Annotated in this window: 22 protein-coding genes and 1 pseudogene; 1 reads left to right on the forward strand and 22 read right to left on the reverse strand. The window is 42.3% G+C overall.

Annotated elements, in window-relative coordinates:
• Window positions 1-3 precede the first annotated feature (3 nt).
• The 17 genes and pseudogenes from M8E35_RS19810 to M8E35_RS19890 all read right to left on the reverse strand — a co-directional run bounded on the left by M8E35_RS19810 (window position 4) and on the right by M8E35_RS19890 (window position 15,053).
• Window positions 4-789 carry a VanW family protein gene (locus M8E35_RS19810; protein WP_252471635.1) on the reverse strand — a complete coding sequence of 262 codons (786 nt, stop codon included), beginning with the start codon at window positions 787-789 and terminating at the stop codon, window positions 4-6.
• Window positions 790-1,085: 296 nt separating this feature from the next.
• Entirely contained in the window at window positions 1,086-1,961 is an 876-nt protein-coding gene (locus M8E35_RS19815; protein WP_252471579.1) for an alpha/beta fold hydrolase, read from the reverse strand.
• 150 nt (window positions 1,962-2,111) lie between these two features.
• Entirely contained in the window at window positions 2,112-2,477 is a 366-nt protein-coding gene (locus M8E35_RS19820; RefSeq protein ID WP_252471580.1) for a hypothetical protein, read from the reverse strand.
• Window positions 2,478-3,202: 725 nt separating this feature from the next.
• Window positions 3,203-4,975: pseudogene (locus tag M8E35_RS19825) on the reverse strand (FAD-dependent oxidoreductase); the annotation flags it as partial.
• Window positions 4,976-5,044: 69 nt separating this feature from the next.
• Entirely contained in the window at window positions 5,045-5,254 is a 210-nt protein-coding gene (locus M8E35_RS19830) for a hypothetical protein (protein WP_252471584.1), read from the reverse strand.
• Window positions 5,247-5,447 carry a DUF362 domain-containing protein gene (locus tag M8E35_RS19835; RefSeq protein WP_073031887.1) on the reverse strand — a complete coding sequence of 67 codons (201 nt, stop codon included), beginning with the start codon at window positions 5,445-5,447 and terminating at the stop codon, window positions 5,247-5,249. Before M8E35_RS19835 ends, M8E35_RS19830 begins: the two co-directional genes overlap by 8 nt.
• A 56-nt stretch (window positions 5,448-5,503) precedes the next feature.
• A complete protein-coding gene (locus M8E35_RS19840) occupies window positions 5,504-5,707 on the reverse strand; it encodes an FmdB family zinc ribbon protein (protein ID WP_252471586.1) in 204 nt (67 codons plus the stop codon).
• 366 nt (window positions 5,708-6,073) lie between these two features.
• Window positions 6,074-7,603: a cytochrome c3 family protein gene (locus M8E35_RS19845; protein WP_252471588.1), complete on the reverse strand. Its 1,530-nt coding sequence runs from the start codon at window positions 7,601-7,603 to the stop codon at window positions 6,074-6,076.
• Window position 7,604: 1 nt separating this feature from the next.
• A complete protein-coding gene (locus M8E35_RS19850) occupies window positions 7,605-7,970 on the reverse strand; it encodes a hypothetical protein (RefSeq protein WP_252471590.1) in 366 nt (121 codons plus the stop codon).
• A gap of 12 nt (window positions 7,971-7,982) precedes the next feature.
• Window positions 7,983-8,606 carry a cytochrome b N-terminal domain-containing protein gene (locus M8E35_RS19855; RefSeq protein WP_252471592.1) on the reverse strand — a complete coding sequence of 208 codons (624 nt, stop codon included), beginning with the start codon at window positions 8,604-8,606 and terminating at the stop codon, window positions 7,983-7,985.
• Window positions 8,603-9,055 (reverse strand): QcrA and Rieske domain-containing protein, encoded by a 453-nt coding sequence (locus M8E35_RS19860; RefSeq protein ID WP_252471594.1) that lies wholly within the window; start codon window positions 9,053-9,055, stop codon window positions 8,603-8,605. Before M8E35_RS19860 ends, M8E35_RS19855 begins: the two co-directional genes overlap by 4 nt.
• A gap of 183 nt (window positions 9,056-9,238) precedes the next feature.
• A complete protein-coding gene (gene nrfD / locus M8E35_RS19865) occupies window positions 9,239-10,135 on the reverse strand; it encodes an NrfD/PsrC family molybdoenzyme membrane anchor subunit (protein ID WP_252471596.1) in 897 nt (298 codons plus the stop codon).
• A 21-nt stretch (window positions 10,136-10,156) separates the two neighbouring features.
• A complete protein-coding gene (locus M8E35_RS19870; RefSeq protein ID WP_252471598.1) occupies window positions 10,157-10,732 on the reverse strand; it encodes a 4Fe-4S dicluster domain-containing protein in 576 nt (191 codons plus the stop codon).
• A 35-nt stretch (window positions 10,733-10,767) separates the two neighbouring features.
• Complete coding sequence (locus M8E35_RS19875) at window positions 10,768-12,975, reverse strand: molybdopterin-dependent oxidoreductase (protein ID WP_252471600.1); 2,208 nt, start codon at window positions 12,973-12,975, stop codon at window positions 10,768-10,770.
• A gap of 72 nt (window positions 12,976-13,047) precedes the next feature.
• A complete protein-coding gene (locus tag M8E35_RS19880) occupies window positions 13,048-13,617 on the reverse strand; it encodes a YeeE/YedE thiosulfate transporter family protein (RefSeq protein ID WP_252471602.1) in 570 nt (189 codons plus the stop codon).
• A gap of 1 nt (window position 13,618) precedes the next feature.
• Window positions 13,619-14,149 carry a YeeE/YedE thiosulfate transporter family protein gene (locus M8E35_RS19885; protein WP_073031871.1) on the reverse strand — a complete coding sequence of 177 codons (531 nt, stop codon included), beginning with the start codon at window positions 14,147-14,149 and terminating at the stop codon, window positions 13,619-13,621.
• On the reverse strand, window positions 14,139-15,053 hold the full coding sequence (locus tag M8E35_RS19890; RefSeq protein WP_252471604.1) for a hypothetical protein: 915 nt from the start codon (window positions 15,051-15,053) through the stop codon (window positions 14,139-14,141). The genes M8E35_RS19885 and M8E35_RS19890 overlap by 11 nt, the downstream gene beginning before the upstream one ends.
• Window positions 15,054-15,353: 300 nt before the next feature.
• Here M8E35_RS19890 and M8E35_RS19895 point away from each other — a divergent pair, with 300 nt between their 5' ends.
• On the forward strand, window positions 15,354-15,551 hold the full coding sequence (locus tag M8E35_RS19895) for a hypothetical protein (RefSeq protein WP_252471606.1): 198 nt from the start codon (window positions 15,354-15,356) through the stop codon (window positions 15,549-15,551).
• Between the two features lie 155 nt (window positions 15,552-15,706).
• Here the strand turns inward: M8E35_RS19895 and M8E35_RS19900 are convergent, their stop codons facing one another.
• The 5 genes from M8E35_RS19900 to M8E35_RS19920 all read right to left on the reverse strand — a co-directional run bounded on the left by M8E35_RS19900 (window position 15,707) and on the right by M8E35_RS19920 (window position 18,933).
• Window positions 15,707-16,561, reverse strand: a complete 855-nt coding sequence (locus M8E35_RS19900) for an Mrp/NBP35 family ATP-binding protein (RefSeq protein WP_073031865.1) — start codon at window positions 16,559-16,561, stop codon at window positions 15,707-15,709.
• A 198-nt stretch (window positions 16,562-16,759) separates the two neighbouring features.
• Window positions 16,760-17,134: a NifB/NifX family molybdenum-iron cluster-binding protein gene (locus tag M8E35_RS19905; protein WP_073031863.1), complete on the reverse strand. Its 375-nt coding sequence runs from the start codon at window positions 17,132-17,134 to the stop codon at window positions 16,760-16,762.
• 146 nt (window positions 17,135-17,280) lie between these two features.
• Window positions 17,281-17,769, reverse strand: a complete 489-nt coding sequence (locus M8E35_RS19910; protein ID WP_252471608.1) for a DUF134 domain-containing protein — start codon at window positions 17,767-17,769, stop codon at window positions 17,281-17,283.
• A 203-nt stretch (window positions 17,770-17,972) separates the two neighbouring features.
• The gene (locus M8E35_RS19915; protein ID WP_252471609.1) at window positions 17,973-18,251 is read right to left on the reverse strand and encodes a metal-sensitive transcriptional regulator; all 279 of its coding nucleotides are present in this window, start codon (window positions 18,249-18,251) and stop codon (window positions 17,973-17,975) included.
• Between the two features lie 100 nt (window positions 18,252-18,351).
• On the reverse strand, window positions 18,352-18,933 hold the full coding sequence (locus M8E35_RS19920; protein WP_252471611.1) for a lytic transglycosylase domain-containing protein: 582 nt from the start codon (window positions 18,931-18,933) through the stop codon (window positions 18,352-18,354).
• Window positions 18,934-18,937: the final 4 nt, after the last annotated feature.

An 18,937-nucleotide genomic window follows, 5' to 3' on the forward strand; every position in this document is an offset into this window, starting at 1 on the left:
TTATTAAATAGTTTCGCCCATTGACGGTAGCATTGGTTCGTACATCATGATTGCGTGATTCTCTGTGATAAATTCATCACCTATTTGCTTGTTGTCAGCGTCAAGAACCTTTCGCCTAATTGCATTATGACGTATGTAACCCCCCCACCATTCATGAGTAATCAGATGGTCACTTTCATAAACCTCATATTTTTGAGTCATCAACTGTTCGCTTCTCCATTCTCCATGTAGTTCTGAGTCGCTTATCCAGAGCAAAAGTTGATAGTTTTGAGTAGTATTATTTCTAATTTGTAAGTCAACATAATTGTAAACAACAGTAGCCCCGCTTCCGAATGGTTGTGTCCGGTTGCTATCAGGAAAAACGTCATGTGTATGGCGCCAGCGTTCTGTGACGGTTAACGGTGTATGAATTGCCATCCAATATATGAGATTAGAAAGTTGACAAAGGCCACCTCCCACCCCCGGACAAAATGATCCGTTTGTTAGAACCATCCCTTCCTTAAATCCTTTTGCCTTTGAAGGTTTACCAACTAGACGCCAGAGAGAAAATGTTTCACCTGGCTTTAATATTAAACCATGTATTTTAACTGAAGCCAGTTTTAGATTAGTTACCTTGTTTTGCTGGAGCCACATATCTACATTTCTCAGGCGTCTATATAATGGAGTGCTATGGCTAGCGATAAGATAAGGAAGAGGAGTTTCCTTGATACCAGACGCATACTTAATGGATCTATGAAAAATCCACTGAAAATAGCGACGCCAAGTATAATACAACTTCCCAAGAAGCATACGTAAATCTGAACGTTTAACCGGACGCTCAGAGTGAAAAAGAGTATTGAACTTCAATACTACCCACTCCCCTCATCATCAAATGTTCTGTGTTAAAAGCTCTTCCTGACTACTCCTTTGCAAATCTCTTTAAGAAAAAGTACACCCACTGCCATTTATCCCATGCCGAGGGCCTCTTGTAAATATAATAACCCCAGAATAAATTCCAGGGTAACTTCTTTACGTCCCAACCGCTTGCATCTTATCTTGGTGTTGTAAACACTCTGTTTTGGACGAAGTAGCGCATTCCCCTAAGATTACTCAGATTCTTGAAGAAAACTAAAGATCCTTTGGTTGATATAGTTAAGAGTTTTAGCGTTTAAAAAATGACCACTTCCCTGCAAGCATTCGCCAGCAACCAAGTTTGGAATGATCACCTTCGCCTGAGGCAGGATTTTGCTAGCCGGAAAGAAAATATCCTTTTCTCCTGCCAATACGAGCGTTGGGGCTGTAAAATCTTTCAATTCTTCTGCCGTAGCTAACCGTGGCATTTTTGTTTCTAGTTTTACATTACGGAACACCGAACCAATCACTTGTAGGGATTTTTCGTCTACTTCATCGTTAAATATAGGACGAACAGCCCTTAGCAAGCGCTCATTACTTGGCGACCAGCGGTACACTAGCATAGGAATCAATATTTCAAAAACCATCCTTTTCAATGACCCGGTCTCAATGCCTGAGGGTACGATTAAAACCGCTTTCGATATTCTCTCATGGGCATATGCAGCAGTTCGCAAGATTATTCCAGCACCATATGATGGCCCAATCATCGGGGCTTTTTGGATTTTTAAGAAATCCAGAAGATCTACCACCCATTTTCCAAAGCTATCATCCTTGGGCGAAATACGTTTCTCTGAACTCTTACCGGGATGGCCTATAGTGTCGGGCGCATATATCCTATAATGCTTTGTCAATGGTAAAAACCAAGACAAAGTAATAGGGTTAACAGTGTTTCCTCCCTGGAATATAATCAACGGAGGTGCCTCCTGCGGTCCTGTAACGAGAACATTTGTTAATCCAAAACGAGTTTCAATCAATTGCTGTTGAACTATGAGATTAAGTTGTTCTAACAAACTGTCGTAAAGTTGCAAGATTTCTGCCTGGCCTTGACTAGTGCGATAAATACTTGCCATCTACACACTTCCCCTTTAAACTCTAAAGCATCGCTCTCAAGTGCTACTTCGTCTAACTTATCCCATGCCGCTTTTCAGACATTGATTAAACATGGATATAAGTTTGCTGACGCGCCCTTAAAAACCCCTCTTCCCTTACGTTGTTACTGGTTATAGATTAGTCGATGACTTATCGACCCTAGTTTCAATAACTATGGATAATACCAACATAGAAATTACTAAAATCAATAGGATTGAGGAACGGTCATAGAACATTTTGAATAGTTCGACCGACCATCGATTTCCCCAATCGTCATCTGTTATTATCCAATAAGCAATTTTATTGGATATCCCAATTCCATCATGCACACCAGGTAATAAACTGTGTGTGTAATTTTGAGCTAAGCTGATATTTGCCATTATTGAAACTAATGATAAAACAAGCATAGTCTTTGAAAATTTGAAGTTATCCGTTAGGCTTGATAAGTAGATAAATAGCCCCACAACAACGATAATAAGCACACTCACGAAAACCATTAGTTCCTCCCCTTCCTAATTGCATTACAAAAGCATTCTCACTGCCAAAAAGCACTTTAACTAATCATTTCTTTTAGCTGTTTTGAAGTAACCCCGCCCAAAATTCAGGTCCATAAGCATACTCAGACAAGGCTACTTAACTACGTTCCACGTATTCCTTAAGTCTAGTTGTTACTTTCATATCTCAGGGATATACTGTATGACTGCCCTTACAATTTTCTTTATATCTTTACTCTATTTTGTTACATTCGTAGTAATCTTATATTCGATGTATTGAAACAATAAGTACGTTAATATACTGAAACTTGCGATTAACACCAGCAAAAGAATCACCCTATGTTTTTCGCTAACCCGTATCATCGTTACTATTTTATAGAACAGAAGTAATGGTACCACTAGATAAATTGCTACTGCAATTGTCAGGATCATACTCAACCAACATCAACACCCAACTACACTTCGTAAATTACAGTCTGAATTAGATATTCTACGAACATGTTCTAAAAATCTTAACATCCATTATTTTAAGCCGGCTAATTATTACAAATACCTTAAACTATCCTAAATTAGAAATTCGACAAACATCTTACATGTCCTTCATTTAATTCTATTATTAACCTATACACCCAGAATTGAGATCCATCTCCAGCTTGGCAAAATAAAAAAGCCCCCAATATTGGAGGCTCTCAGCCGAAATTCCGTCTTGCTTAGACCACCTATTCTGAACATATCCCACAATCACTCTGCTTTTTCTTATAATCACTGATCTCTTTTCCCGTATCACTCTTCACAACTTGGGTATCGGGATCGACGCTTTGTTTTTCTGACGTCGCTACAGGAGCAACACAAGGAGGTTTTAAAGGCGACATAAGACAAGATTTATAGCCACCGGTGAGATTTTTAACGTTATATCCATTTTGGGTTAAGATCCTGGAAGCCACATACCCTCTGAGCCCAATTTGGCAATATTCCAAGATCTCTTTAGTTTTATCGAGCTCCCCTAACCTTGCTCTCAAACTATCCACCGGAATGTGGAGTGCTCCCTCAAGGTGTCCATTATTATATTCTGTTTCTGTACGGACATCCACTAAGATCGTTTTTTCTCGGTCATAATCCAAAAATTCCTCGATCGACATGATATCCACTCTGCCAGTCAGGACATTCTCCGCAACAAAACCCGCCATATTGACGGGATCTTTTGCTGAAGAATAAGGTGGTGCGTAGCAAAGCTCCAATTCCGTCAAATCTGAGACAGTTCCCCCCAGTCTTATAACCGTTGCAATGACGTCGATTCTCTTATCTACACCAACACTGCCAACGCCCTGCGCTCCTAAGATTTTACCTTCTTCATTAAAGATCAGTTTCAAGGTCATCATGAATCCTCCAGGATAGTATGAGGCATGAGACAGTGGATGAACGGTAATTGTTTTATAAGGAATATTAAGGTGTTTCAGAGTCCGCTCATTATTACCGGTACTAGCTGCTGTTAAACCGAAGACCTTAATAATCGAAGTACCCTGGATTCCCTTATAAGAAGTCCTTAGACCTGCGATATTGTCCGCTGCTATTCGACCTTGTTTGTTAGCTGGCCCTGCAAGTGGAATCACGGTCGTTTGCTTGTTGACAAAATCATCGACTTCGATGGCATCCCCAACTGCATAGACATTTTCCACATTAGTAGCCATGTATTTGTCAACTAAGATATGGCCTTTGGGACCGATCTTAATTCCACTTTCTTTAAGAAATCCTGTATCTGGAACAACTCCTATGGCCAAGATCACAAGATCCGTAACCAATGTTTTCCCACTGTTAAGGATTATCTCCACACTGCTTCCCTGATCCCTAAATGAATTGACTCCATCATTTAAGATGAGCTTCACGCCATGATCTAAAAGTTCCTTTTCCATAGCTCCGACTATATCCAAGTCGAAAGGTGCCAAGACATGTGGGGCTGCTTCAACTAATGTAACGTCAAGCCCTCGATGTTTTAGATTCTCTGCCATTTCCACACCGATAAAGCCGCCGCCTACGACGACCGCACTATTGGTTCCCTCTTTGTCCACATAGGCTTTGATCTGATCAGTGTCCGGTATATTTCTTAAAGTTAAGATTCTCTGACTATTGACACCTTCTATGGGAGGTGTAATCGCTTTTGCTCCGGGGGATAAAACAAGGTAATCATAAATTTCTTTATAAGTACCATTGTTCTTGGTTCTGACCGTTACTGCTTTATTACGGGTATCTAAATCAATTACCTCGCTGTTGATTCTTACGTCGATATTAAATCGACTCTTCATGCTTTCTGGAGTCTGGACTATAAGGCTCTCTCTTTCTTTGATGGTCCCTCCAATATAATAGGGTAAACCGCAATTTGCAAAAGAAATGTACTCATCCCTTTCAAACATAATAATCTCCGCGGTTTCATCGAGTCTTCTAAGCCTCGCTGCTGCAGATGCCCCTCCAGCAACACCACCAATAATCAAAACCTTTTTACTCACTGCTTATCCTCCTTAGGTTCAGAATACCTTTTTCGACTATCTCTTTAACCATCTTACACTGTTGAAGCCTCATTGCTGGTCATCAAGCAAGCGCAGTAACCGTTCTCGTTCCTCTTCTAAATCCTCTCGTTCTGCCACCATTCTTGTTTGCACTGAATGAAAGGGCCAGCGGGCTTTTAAGTCGGCTAATTTTTCCTCCACATCTTTTAGAAGCAGCATTAGCTTCTGCTGATCTTTACAGGGTTCTCTTTTATTGATCCATTGTCCTTCCTCATCCATTCGATTCCCTCTCCTCTGACGAGGTAAACGTAATTGCGCCATGCATACACGATTCCATACAAGCCTCACACTCAATACAAATTGCAGGGTCCACAACTGGCAGATGTGAAAAAATAGTGATCGCTTGAACAGGGCATGCATTAACACAGCGTTTACACCCGCGACACAGTTTTTCTAAGATGAACGCGGCCATCTATCTGCAACTCCTCTCATTAAGAGAAACACACGGTTTCTCGCTTAGCAGCCTGCTCAGCCAAAGCCGCGAGGAGCTGAGTTTGGTGCTCCTTGGGACCCTTTATCTCCAGTTGACCCCATGACATTGACCGTTGTAAACCGCTGTTTTATCTGATTTCCTCCACATATTGGGCAACTCTGTTGGTCTTTTTGACTAATCGTACAAAAGATTGAAAACTTATGCCCACACGATTGGCACACCAAATCATAACTTGGCATTTGATTAAACCTCCCTTATTGACCCATTATTTAAATATAATCTCGAGAATAATTTAGCCAGCCGCTGTTACAATAACCCATCCCTTTATCATTGATCGTGCCGCTTACTATATTATTCTCGCCCCCATATACCCCCATACCGTATCATATTTATAATATATTCGCCTCTCTTTAATTTGTCAACCCTTCTGACCTATTCATTCTCTTTAATAATTTTTGGGTAACTGTGTAACTATTCATAACTGGTTCGTGGTCCCTTTGACCGCAATCCTGCATTTAATGTTGCCATTACGACATCGTTCCATCCATACTGTTAAATAACAGTATGGATGGAACGAGTCTAAAAAACTCATTTAAACTCTAAATTTATGGGTTTTCGGCGGTGCGATCGTGACACTTATGACACGAATCTGCCCCTTGATCTTCGGGGTTCTGTTCGCATTCACTTCCAATCACCAAGGGTATCTTGAACGTTTTCCCGGTCACCCGACTACTTAGATTCCAGGCCTCTCCCTCATGACGCAAAAAAGGTAAAGCTTCCCCCTTAGACGTCACAAGAATTTCATCCCCCATTTTCAAGGTCGGAAATTTCGGATTCGTAACCTGCTTTTGCATTTGAAGAGCTAAGTCCTCCTGACTCTCAAGTTTCTTAGTCAGAGGAGGTTGATCTTTAGTTCCATGACAATCGAGGCATTGAATATGAACAGCCTCATGTTGGGATGTGTATAATTCGCCATCTCCCATCGTATCAAGTCCAGTATGACAATCAATACAGTCTAGACTCACTTCACAACGGGCAAAGAGTTCACCGGGCAAATAATAATCCCTCACGCGATCCGTCCAAGTTAAGTCTCCAGCCTGCCAATCTAGTGTGACTTTGTCGATATCAGGCCGTGCAGTAAATTTCATTTGAATTGGATCATGGGTCCCTTGGTTATGACATTGGTTACATTGGGTATAAGGAATTTGGGTTGTCAGGCGGTGAACCATTCCGCGCCCGCTTTGATTCTCCTTAATGGTCGTATCATTGCCGATATAAGTATGAGTTGGGTTGGTCAAGACATGACAGGCTTCACAACCATTTCCCAGAACGTTTCCATTCGCTTCGCCCTTTTGATTACTCAGGTATGTTGAACCTTTTGAAGCCTCTTGTTCTGTAGTCGCTAGGAGAGGATTATTTGAGGCCAAGAGTAAATCTCCTCCGCTTTGATGACATTGACTCAGACAACTCTGTTGAAATATTTCTTCATTAGGTCGCCCCTGCAACGGATTTGGATAAACAAAGGCCCCTTCGCCCTTGCTAAGACCTGAAACCTCGTTGATTTTATCAAGCCCAAATATCCGGCGCACAACACTTAACTCTCCAGCCTTCGTGGACATAATCGAGGTTTTCACTGTATCCACTTGATTTTTAGCCAGCTCATGATTCCCACTGTGGCAGGCCGCCCCATTAGGACCAGTCCCCCCGCAACTTAAGGATGCTGCATCTAAGGACCCTGGATGCCCGCCTCCATACATTTGAGCATGGGCTGTCGTTTTGTCCAGCGACCGAGGGTTTCCGCCATGGCATACCGCACATCCCAAGGTATTACTGGGATGGGAGTCCGATATTTCTTCAAGCCCCAGGTGACAGGTTTGGCAGCGTTCAACTTCCCCATTCGGAAGCACGAGATTGACGATCTCAGGTTTCCGATTTTGATAACTGGCGATTTCTGCTTGTATTCTCATTTGCTCTTCAGCATCACTAATCGTTCCGAGTTCAAATTGCAACTTAGAAGTTTGCTCAGTAAAATACTCTGTTTGATAATTACCCCATTCCGGAGCCTTAGACTGTTTCAGGGTTAGAATAACCATCAATATTAAGAAAAGACTTGCCAATAAAAATGCTTTTCTCATTTTAAGTCCACCATAATTCTTTGACGACAAACCACAACAGAAAGACACAAACAAAAGCAAAGAGAGTCATAAAGATCCTTTGACCCCACTTTACACCCAAAACATCAACCAACCAGGGCAAACCTGAAATCCCGGCAATAATTAGAATGGGAATTAGCAGAGCCCCTACCCTCGGTGGGAGATATAATAACAAAATTTGAAACGGACCAAAGATCCAGGGAGCAACGGCATGGGAAACAGATGGAGCCTGATTACTCGTGCCGACACTAGCCTGGAACATTAAAGCCAAGGCTAGGCAAAATGCCAAGAAAAATATTGCAGCTATTCCCTCTTTTTCTATAAGGTGTTTAAGCGGTGAACGTGCCATATGGACTCCCCCTTAGAGCGGACGTACTCCCCCGTCACGACGAACACGCCAGAAATGATAAAGTTGTAATAAAAAAGCAACCATAGGCAGGGCAACACAATGCCATACATACACTACAAGGGTACTTCCACTTAACGCAGAAGGTTCTCCAAACAAAATCTGAGCCAGCCCACTCCCTATTACTGGGATTAATTCTAATATGTTTACTGCTACAGTAGCGGCCGCGCCACTTTCCTGTGATCCAATTAATAAGTATCCTGTAAAATCTAAAAACAATACGAAAATAAGCAACCCCACTCCAACAAGCCAATTCAACTGTTTGGGAGGTTTATAGGAATGCGTCCAAACGACTCGCAGCATATGAAGGTTTACAGTTACAACCATGAGTTGCCCCGACCAATAATGCAAATTCCTGATGACTCCACCATATGGAATCACCGATGAAATAGTTAAAATACTGCTGAAAGCGTTATCTCCTGGTTGATAATGAAACATAAGCAGGAGACCCGTAACCCCGAGTACGATGAAGGCTAGAAATGACACCCCTCCAAGGCAAAAGGTATAAAGTACCCTAAGAGCTCCCTCAGGGACAAATCTTGGTCTAATATGATTCACAAAGTTTTTGGTATCATTCATACTCGAGTATCCATTCCTACTATTTTTGAAGTATTAATAATCAGCGAACCGTCCGGTTGAGATTGGACAGCGACTCTAGGCAAAGCCTTAGGGGCAGGTCCTGATACAGTCTTGCCTTCTTCATCATAAATGCTGGCATGACAAGGACAAATCCATTCTTTCTTTTCTGCATAATAGTTTACCTCGCAGCCAAGATGAGTACAGGTGGCTACCAACGCCATGACCCCAGAGGAATCTCTTTTAACCCAGACACGAGCAGCGGCTGTGTTTTGCCAGCCGCTGTTTTCTGAAAGTGGTTTTTTATAAACCACTAGGGGAGATTTCTGTCGATCCTCTTTACTTGTGAGATACTTAAAGAGCGGTTCGATGGTCAAGGCAGCTGAGGCGATGACCCCCACCCATGCTAAACGCAACACGGCACGTCTCGTCCATTCTGATTGCTTAGGCATGTGCAATCTTACCTGGTTAAGAAACCTGGACAAACCCAACCTTTTCCTTTCCTGTAATTCTATGTCATTCCAGGTTTAAGCTAATCGATTTAAGCAGTCTAAACGTATCTAATAACTACTATACCCTTATTCATCCAATCGTGAAACTCACACTTCTACAAGTGGGAGTAGTATCCCGCACTCTTAGAACCAGCTATTCGTTTGCCCAGCATAGGTTATGACATACCGCACGAAAAATCCTCCAAATAAGACCAAGAAACTGCTGCTGATTGTCACAGGCCAAACCCATTTCACTGGGATTTTTCCCTTAAGTTCCATTAACTCCATAAACAAAGGAATGATCAAACCAAGTCCGACAATTAAAAGCCAGAAAACCCAAACATAGTTTCCAACCAACAAACTGCTAAAGGCCATTGATTCACTGGCTGAGCTTGATCTGCCCATCACGATCATTATTAGTATAATCAAACACTCTAGGATAATCAATCCGGCATCTGCTTTAGTCAAGACGTGCAATTCTTTGTGCCGAGCCCGTTTCCAGGGGCTGAGATTCGAAATCATAATTACAGCAGCCACCCCAGTCGAAAGTGCAGAAATTAAGAACAGTATTGGCAGCAGAGGTGCATCCCAGATTGGCCGTACTGCTGCATTGAGAAGAAGACCTGTATAAGATGCAACAGCAATGGATAGAAATGGCATTAACATTGCCAGGCGCTTCTTCCATCGTTCCAACTGCAGAGTCTGCCCTACTTTTTGATAGGCTTGCGGAAGCCAAAGGTAAAGGTAACCAAAACTCAACAAAGTGAAAAACAAAATGATCCAACTCCCATAGGACATCGGGGAGCTCAGTTCCAAAGTTAAAAATAACTGATAAAAATTAAACGGGCTTCCGAGATCGAGTACCAGCAGGCCTAATCCCAAGGAAATCGGGAAGGGTGACAGATAGGCACCCCAGCGGCTGACTCGTTCAAATTCTTGACCGCCATAGAGAAAAGCGAGATTCGAGGTGATCATGGCTCCAGCACTCAGTCCCGCAGTGAAAAGATAAATGACAATCATTAACCCCCAAGTTAATTCCACTTAGTCCACCTCCTTAGCCCGTTATTTCCCATCGGGTATATCAGGAACAGCTTCGTCAATATAATAAATATTAGGGCCCGTTCCCACCTCTTTAAGTAGGATTCTTGTCGGATACTGAGCTATCAGCCTAGAGACAACACTGCTTGGGTCGTTGAGATCCCCAGCTTGCCGGGATTTCCCCAGGCAAGTTTGCACACACGCAGGCTCAAGTCCTTGCTCAAGGCGATGTAAGCATAATGTACACTTATCTGCCTTTCCAGTTTCAGAATTGGAAAAACGTGCATCGTACGGGCAAGCCGTAAGACAATATTTACAGCCGATGCATTTCTTATCCTCGACAATGACAATTCCATCGGATCGTTTTTGAGACGCCCCTGTTGGACAAACCGAGACACAGGGCGGGTTATCACAATGCATACAATTCCCCGGTTGAAACATTTCCGAAACTCTCGGGAACTGCCCTTGGACTCCGCTACTCTTCACCCAATTGCGCGTATGCCCGAGTGGCACGTCATTTTCTGAGCGACAGGCCACCATACAAGCATCACAATCGATACAGCGTGAAGTAATGATGACAAATCCCATGCGAACAGTCATTTTTTTCCCTCCTACCCTTATACCTAACTTTCCTCTTACGCCTTACTCACTGTTACGAAGGTTTCACTTAAAGCTGAACCTCCCGAAATCGGATCTGTGATGGTTTTGTGCAGGGCTGAATCACTCGCCCCTAAGCCATAGGCTGCTTTAAGTCCTTTGCTCACATGCCCAAATCCACCGACCATGAAAATACAATCCGGTCTTATCCCCTCTGTTACATAAGCTTTAACACTAACCTTTCCGACCTCACTCTCCAAAACTACATTATCGTTCATCTTGACCCCTATCTTCGCAGCAACTGAGGTATGCAACCAGGCTCGATTTTCTGGAAAAACTTCTAATAGCCAACGATTATTTTGCGTGAACATTTGGGTATGCTGCGCAGTTTTGCCAGTTAAGAGATAGTATTGGTCTTTTTCAGGTCGAGGCGGCTCATTCCAAGTTGGGACGGCCTTCTTGCCCATTTGGGCCATAATGCCCGAAGAAATTTCAATTTTGCCGCTGCTTGTCTGGAACTCAAAATCCTTGGAGTGATCTTCTTGAAAATCTTCCATTTCGTAATGTCCCACCCGTTGTAATTCCTCTAAATCTACCGCAAAAGGCTTAAGCTGTTGAGACAATAGATCTTTTTCATCCTTAAAGGGCAAAAATTCCCCAAGGCCCAACTTATCTGCTAACTCCTTGTAAATCATTAAACTGCTTTTCGTATCATAGAGAGGCTCAACCACCGGCTGACGAATAAAGATTTTGTTCTTAATTGGAATCAGGCCATCAAAACGTTCGAGATAATAGGATTCAGGTAAAATCACATCGGCATAATAAGCTGTGTCACTGGCTTGAATATCAATCACCGCCACGAAATCCAGCTTCATTAAAGCATTAATAGTTTTTTGGCGTTCAGGAATCGAAAGAACTGGATTCTGTCTAGAAATCAGCCACCCTTTGGCCTCATAAGGCTTGCCGGTTAAAATATTATCCCGCATTGTTTGAATCACACCATAGGCCAAGGGCACCATGGGATATTGCCACGGCACACCATCAAGACGTATCCCTTGAGCGATTGGAAAAGCTGGGTGAGATAAAACTCCAAGTTTCAAAGTGCTTAATTCCTGGTCTGGAATCAACCCTCCAGGCTGTGCCCAATTTCCCATCAGAGCATTAAGCACGGCAATGGCCCGCTCCGTCTGGAACGAATTTACAAAATTAGACGTTCTCCAGTTAGGATGCGCTATCGCTGCCGGTGCAGCCTCGGCAAAGTCCAGGGCAATCCGTCGGATCGCGGTCGCAGGGATTTCACATTTTTTCTCTGCCCATTCTGGTGTATAGTCTTTAACCTCAGTAACGAGGTCCTCGAAGCCTTGAGTATATTGATTAACAAACGCTTCATTGTACAATTTTTCTTTAATAATTACATTAATCATCGCCAAGAAAAATGCAGAATCTGTGCCAGGACGGACAGGCAACCACTCAGTCGCTTTAGAAGCAGTCTTACTAAAACGCGGATCCAAAACTACAACCTTGACACCCCTAGCCACCATTTCAATCATTTCTTGGGTTTCACTATTGGATATGCCCTCAGCCAGATTTCTACCGGTAAAAATCATATACTTGCATTTCGAAAAATCCGTACCCGGTTGAGGGGTTCCATAGGTATATAAAAACCCCGTCGTCATTGAGTTGAAACATAAACTCCTTTGAGTCCCATAATTCGGAGTGCCATAAGCCTTGAGGAGAATCTCAAAAAACGGTTGCGAAAGGTTATCCGTTGAATTAAACATCATGGCCTTAGCGCCGTATTTATCTTTGATCTTTTTCATTTGCTCAGCTGTATAACTCAAAGCCTCATCCCATGATGCCCTGCGCCACAAACCGCTGCCCCGTGCCCCTGCTCGAATGAGTGGGAACTTAATGCGATCTGGACTATACAACGTTTCAATGCCTGCATTGCCACGCGGACATAATTTTCCCAAGTTGTTGGGGTGATCAGGGTTCCCTTCCAACATTTTGACGACACCGTCTTCAACTCTGGCGATAACACCACACCGCCATACACATTGCTCGCAGATTGTAGTCACAAGCTTTGTCCCTTTTACCGCTGCCTGATCCGATTTTCCTTGTCCCAAGTTGGATTCTGGCCTAAACAGACCTATCCCGGCGGCTGTACCAAGAACACCCGCCGCCACTGAGCCTTTAATAAACTGACGTCGGCTGAACAATTGGTCCCATGTATAGACTTTTGACACATTGCCCCCTCCTTCCCCATAAAGTGAACTATTGTTTTGTTATTGACCGACGGAAGTACCGTTTAATTTCTCTTAAATCTCTTTGGAACCACCCAATTCCGTCTTCTTAGAGTTCTCCGCAATTTTAGAAGCCACATAGAAAACGAGGGTACACAGGACAAAAAGTCCGACAAACAGCCAATGATTAACATGAAATAGATCTTCGAGAGTTTTTTGTCCATAATTTCCGATAGTTGAAATCTTCAGGAAAATCGATTGATAGGTCACCCCAAATAAAATTCCACCCGTCAGAAAACCTAAAAGTCCAGGTATTAAGTAATCCAAATTCCCCTGACCACAACCTGTGATCAACGTGCCCGGTCAAGTGCCGGCGAGAGCCATTCCTACCCCAAAAAGCAGTCCGCCGAGAAGATTTCCCAGTATATAAGTAGAAGAAACCTGATCCATCTGAAGAAAGCCCAGATCTTTCAAGGTGTAGATACCTACAAGCCCTACCGAAATCCCAGTCATCATAAATTTCATGACCGTATTATCTTTGAAACGAAATTGATTGACAATTTTATGGTAGTGGCCCAATCCCGCCTTCTGAAGAGCAAAGGCAAAGAAGAAACCAATCACTATGGGGACGAGATATGTCATCATCTTAATAATCCCCCCCGTACAATAATTTGGTCGTAATAATTCCAGAAATGAATAACCCTGCAATAAAGATTAAACCCGCTGGAGAAAGTTGCATCGTCCCTGAAATAGCCAAGCCACTGGTGCACCCTCCGGCAATACCGGCAGAAAACTCGATGATCACCCCACCGATAAAAATCATAGTCCAACGTTTTAACTTACTGGGCCCAAAGGTTTGTGTCCATTGTTGATCCGGCATCATCCGAAACTTAAAATCTTTGGACCAGAGACTTGACGTTAAGGCTCCTAAGATCATACCCACAAATAAGAGAATCTGGAAGCTTACCACAGGGGGCATCTGGTATTTGAAGTACATTAAGTTAGCCCAGCTGCTGTCAAAGGCCTTTAATAGGATACTGTCTATGTTTTCGATACCGCCTGATGAACCAATAGTTTTGCCTACCAAAACATAAGACCCAATAGCTGTTAATCCCAACAACACTCCGGCCGACCAAGGCGACCACTCTTTATCTTTCATTTTCTTACTAAACCCCACGATTTTGCTCACTCCCTTCATTCTTCAATAAATCGCTCAATGAAGAAACGGACTTCAGATCCTTCTCCCCTAAAGTTCTAAGCTGGAACAGAACATTATCTGGCAAGTTAGAAACTGCTTGTAATACCTGAGGACCATACTCACCTTTTAAAATTTTCTCAAGAGAAACGACAGTCTTAATATCTCCCTCTAAAAGCTGAGCGAACACTTCCTGAACTTCTAAAGGAAGTGAGTTAAAGGGAACCTTTTTCATTCTCCCTGCTAAAAATGCCCAAGGCCATAACCCCTTTTTCCACCTCCAGATCAGGACCCCCAGCACTAAAAGCATCACGGCATTGATCATACCGATCAACCAGCCTAACCATGGGATCTTGTCTGTTACGTTAAAGTCAATTACATCAAAGTTGGGATTCATACCGGGGGGGATTTGGGCAGCAGCTGCTGATGGGGTTACACTACCGGACTCCGCTTGATTCGTTTCAGCTCCAGTCGCTCCTGAACTCGTCCCCGAAGTCGGATTACCCGCTGGAACACCTGTCACCTCACCGCCATATTTTACAACCCGAGTTGCAGTATCTGCCGGATGACACGATGCACAGCTTTCATCAGGTTGTGTCAAAGGGTTAGCAACTATCCCAGCATGAGATTTTGTCTTTTCGGTCTCGGTTGCAGCTCCCAGATGACAGGCTTGACAAAAATCAGCGAAAGCATGCTGAGTATGCCAATCACCCTTTTGGGACACAGGATTTTCTCCCTTAACCTCATGACAGGTTTTACAGGAGGTGGTCGATGCACCGCAGGCCGCCTCGGTCACTTTCGGATTTTCCACCCAAAAAGTACCAATAAGGACAATGCCGAATACGCCAAATATTAAGGCTAATAAAGTGCTTTTTTTCTTTTTCACGTTTGCCCCTCACCTCACAAGTAAATTTATACTTTTTCTAGGTATACTTATTGCTTTAAATCACCTCCATCGGACAAATGTAAGTAGGGGTTTATGTAAATCCATCTTGAGATAATGTGTCGTTTGCCCCCTCCCTATTGGGGGTGGGTAGTGATTAAAGGATACATCTAAAAAATGCTTTGGTCAATATGTTTATAACTGCCAAAAATAAAATATTTTTGAGTAATAGGTCAAAACCAAGACACTTAAAATCTTACCTTGTATTATAATGATGCTATCAAGTCAAAGGAGAGATCAGTCATGTGCGACGAAGATTTAAGGACACGTCTAAAAACATTGTCCGAAGAGCTTGAAGAGTTAGAAGAAGAACAAAGCTATGTCCTAAAGCAAACCGGGTTGCATCTTCCTGGACATACTGTAAGGCGATATGACGCAGAAGTTCAAACCTTAAAAGCATCTATTGCAGAGATAATTACAGAATTAGAACTTCGCAAATAACCATTAGCTCAGAATCAATAAAGTGGGCGTAGCGAGACTAAGTTTCGCTACGCCCACTTTATTGATTTTATAATACAAGAAATAGAGTTGAAACAACTGTAAAATCAGTTGCTCCAACCCCTTAAAGAATAAATAAGTATAAAAAAGACTATTAATTACGCTAGATTCTTCTCACTGCCCATCTTAATCTGTTCTGCCAAGCTACGCGCGATCTGATCAAAGTCAGAGGATTGATAATCCTCTATTTTACCTGCATCTGACAGTGTAGCTAAAGCTGGATCAAGGGGAAGTGCTCCTAAGAAAGGAATAGAAGAACGCTTAGCTTCTTCCTCCCCTTGAGGCTTCCCAAAGACTTCTATCTTTTTACTGCAATCCGGGCATTGGACATAAGCCATGTTTTCAACTAATCCATAAATTGGCGGTTCATAGTTTCTTACCATTTTGATAGCTTTTCTAACCACCATATTCGCCAAAGCCTGTGGGCTTGTTACCATCACAACCCCATTGATCGGCAAGGATTGGAATATTGTGATCGCTACATCCCCTGTCCCAGGAGGCATATCAATTAATAAATAATCCAGTTCTCCCCAGATTACATCCTTCCAAAACTGATTGACGACTTGAGTAATCAATGGTCCACGTAAGATCACGGGATCATCTTCATTTTCAATCATAAGATTAAGTGACATAACTTTAATTCCGCCACGACTGGTAGGTGCAATAATCCCACCTTGGCTGGCTCCCGCTCTTTCCTTAATTCCAAAAATTTTAGGAATGCTTGGACCAGTTATGTCCGAGTCTAAAATCCCTACTTTAAACCCTTGGCGCATGAGACTTACGGCTAACATACCTGTTACAGAGGATTTACCAACCCCGCCTTTACCACTCATGACTGCAATAACTTTCTTAACGTTACTGGCTTTCTGAGCCTTGGTTAATTCGGGCGCACTAGAACAACTTTCTGTGTTACATGAGCCTGCAGCAGCACAGCTATTACATGATTCGCTCACCTTACTACCTCCAATTCTAAAATAAAAACTATTTACCCTTACATGGATGAGTAACCAAAATTTATCTTACTCCCCAAATTCTTTATTTGTCAAGGTTTGTCCACTTAGGTGTTAATCACGCAGGAAATCTTTTTGAGAATATAATTTAATGAGTGTGAAAACTAGTTTAAAACAGATCCGAAATTGAATAGATTTTTCTTAGTGGTGACCGTGTCCATGCTCATGATCATGATCGTGTGCGCAAACAGAGCCAGTACTGACAACCTTACCTAAAGCATAACGATTTGCAACATCAACCACTTTTCCAGATGCACCCGAAACGACTTCGAGCCCCACTGCATTAAGACCATTGATCATGCCTCCACCGATACCACCACAAACAAGAGCTTCGACACCTTTACTCTTGAACATATTGGCAAGTCCTTCATGCTGATGCTGAAGACCCGTAGAACTGAGTAATTCTACAAAACGAGCTTCAGTTCCCTCAATCTCAAACACCGTAAAACCTGCTGCCCGTCCAAAATGCGGGTCTAAATCCTCACCATTTGTTGGAATTGCAATCTTCTTTGACATAAATAAACCCTCCTAATCATTATTTACGTCACTCTAAGCCTGTCTGTAGCAGATTTAGAGGAACGTTTGAATCTGTTCTAGTCAATTCAATGTCTCGACTTAATTCAGCTGAACTAATTTATCTGCTTTCCAGGCTTCGATTGTTTCTAGGAGTGTCCTCCACAGCAACCGGGCTTGCTATGCCCATCGTGATGCCGACTACTGCAAGTATGTTTACTTCCGTTTCCAAGTTTCATTTTTTTCATGCTTCCACACTCTGGACATGCGATTTCATAGCCATGTTTACCTCCAGTCTCACATGGTTCAACTTCCCAGACATGTCTGCATCCAACACATTCAAACACACGATTTTTCATCAAATAGTGGCCACCTCGAATGATTATAGGTCGGCCTTCTACTAAAGCGGAAGCAATCTTTGACCTGGCAGCACCTAAAATTCGCTGAAACGTAGCTCTGGAAACCCCCATGGACGCTGCACAATCGACTTGATCCAAACCAACCTTGTCTTTAAGACGAATGGCCTCTAATTCCTCAAGCTTAATAATTATTTCTTCCAAACAAGATTGTCCAAGAGGAATAAAAGTTTGGCAAACTATTGCATCGTCAATCAGGCCACAACAACGTCGCCTTGGCATTAAATCAGCTCCTTTTGGGCATATGCTCAAATAAAGTATATCAAATATACTGAATAAAGCAATCAAAACTTAGACAAATACAAAAATTAAATGTCTGAGATATTTTAATTCTATTATTTCACTGGTCTTTACTCTTATCCACTTGATATTTAAATCAAACAAAAACCGCCACCCAGTAAAATGGTGACGGTGAAAGCACTAGTTTATTGATTAAGTTTCATAAGGGTCTCAATCGCGTTGTTCAGAACCTCTTGGCGATCTTCCCCTGAATCAATCGCATCAAGCAGACATGAACTTGCATAACGTTGTGCTATTATGACAGAAGTTTTATGTACTGCAGAGCGGATAGCTACAAGTTGTAATAAAATTTCTTCACAACTCTTCTCTTCCTCTATCATGCGTTCTACACCAGCTATATGCCCACGAACAGTCTTTAGCCTTGTCAGGATTCTTTTTACTTCTTCGGGATCGACCTCTTTCAAATTGACACATTCCTTTCGCAAGTTAATTTAATCTTATCTTTTTAAACCCTTTAAATTAACTTGTCAGGTTCTTGCATACCATGACTGCTGCCTAAACTAACTATGTAAGATAAAGTTTAATGTATTTCTGATAACTTTTCAAGACACGATCCACATAATCCCGAGTTTCCTTAAAGGGAATATCCTCAAGTCGAATATTTTCAGGGTCAATCTGACCTGATTTAATCCATTCTTGTACACGTCCTCTTCCGCCATTATAAGCTGCAATTACTAAAGGGCGGTTATTTGAAAACAATTTCTGCAGACTGGCAAGGTACCACGTTCCATATTGAATGTTCTTCTCAGGATCGAGTAAATACTCCTCACTATATGCTTTATCTCCAATACTTTCAGCAATAGATTGCGCAGTACTGGGCATCAACTGCATTAACCCTTTAGCACCCTTGTGAGATTCAGATTGAGGAAGAAACTTGCTTTCTTCTCGGATTACGGCAAGTACAAATAATGGATCGACCCCGTATTGTGCAGCATATTTTTCGACTACGGTCCGGTGTGGATAAGGATAGATTATCTTCTGCAAATCTGATATTTGCAACACACTATAAACCACAAGGATTGATAGAACAATAATAATACCAATATTTCGACCATTAATCCAACGCTTTAAAATCCTTTTAGCCATCCCA

Source organism: Desulfosporosinus nitroreducens, assembly GCF_023897015.1.
GTDB classification, from domain to species: domain Bacteria; phylum Bacillota; class Desulfitobacteriia; order Desulfitobacteriales; family Desulfitobacteriaceae; genus Desulfosporosinus; species Desulfosporosinus nitroreducens.

What these genes read in the sequence shown, in the direction of transcription:
- M8E35_RS19835 (WP_073031887.1), bottom strand. Translation starts at nt 5,447, where the DNA reads ATGGCCGCGTTCATCTTAGAAAAACTGTGTCGCGGGTGTAAACGCTGT.
- M8E35_RS19830 (WP_252471584.1), bottom strand. Translation starts at nt 5,254, where the DNA reads ATGGATGAGGAAGGACAATGGATCAATAAAAGAGAACCCTGTAAAGAT.
- M8E35_RS19850 (WP_252471590.1), bottom strand. Translation starts at nt 7,970, where the DNA reads ATGGCACGTTCACCGCTTAAACACCTTATAGAAAAAGAGGGAATAGCT.
- M8E35_RS19920 (WP_252471611.1), bottom strand. Translation starts at nt 18,933, where the DNA reads ATGGCTAAAAGGATTTTAAAGCGTTGGATTAATGGTCGAAATATTGGT.
- M8E35_RS19910 (WP_252471608.1), bottom strand. Translation starts at nt 17,769, where the DNA reads ATGCCAAGGCGACGTTGTTGTGGCCTGATTGACGATGCAATAGTTTGC.
- M8E35_RS19820 (WP_252471580.1), bottom strand. Translation starts at nt 2,477, where the DNA reads ATGGTTTTCGTGAGTGTGCTTATTATCGTTGTTGTGGGGCTATTTATC.
- M8E35_RS19895 (WP_252471606.1), top strand. Translation starts at nt 15,354, where the DNA reads ATGTGCGACGAAGATTTAAGGACACGTCTAAAAACATTGTCCGAAGAG.
- M8E35_RS19855 (WP_252471592.1), bottom strand. Translation starts at nt 8,606, where the DNA reads ATGAATGATACCAAAAACTTTGTGAATCATATTAGACCAAGATTTGTC.
- M8E35_RS19870 (WP_252471598.1), bottom strand. Translation starts at nt 10,732, where the DNA reads ATGACTGTTCGCATGGGATTTGTCATCATTACTTCACGCTGTATCGAT.
- M8E35_RS19860 (WP_252471594.1), bottom strand. Translation starts at nt 9,055, where the DNA reads ATGCCTAAGCAATCAGAATGGACGAGACGTGCCGTGTTGCGTTTAGCA.
- M8E35_RS19905 (WP_073031863.1), bottom strand. Translation starts at nt 17,134, where the DNA reads ATGTCAAAGAAGATTGCAATTCCAACAAATGGTGAGGATTTAGACCCG.
- M8E35_RS19840 (WP_252471586.1), bottom strand. Translation starts at nt 5,707, where the DNA reads ATGCCAAGTTATGATTTGGTGTGCCAATCGTGTGGGCATAAGTTTTCA.
- M8E35_RS19815 (WP_252471579.1), bottom strand. Translation starts at nt 1,961, where the DNA reads ATGGCAAGTATTTATCGCACTAGTCAAGGCCAGGCAGAAATCTTGCAA.
- M8E35_RS19845 (WP_252471588.1), bottom strand. Translation starts at nt 7,603, where the DNA reads ATGAGAAAAGCATTTTTATTGGCAAGTCTTTTCTTAATATTGATGGTT.
- M8E35_RS19810 (WP_252471635.1), bottom strand. Translation starts at nt 789, where the DNA reads ATGCTTCTTGGGAAGTTGTATTATACTTGGCGTCGCTATTTTCAGTGG.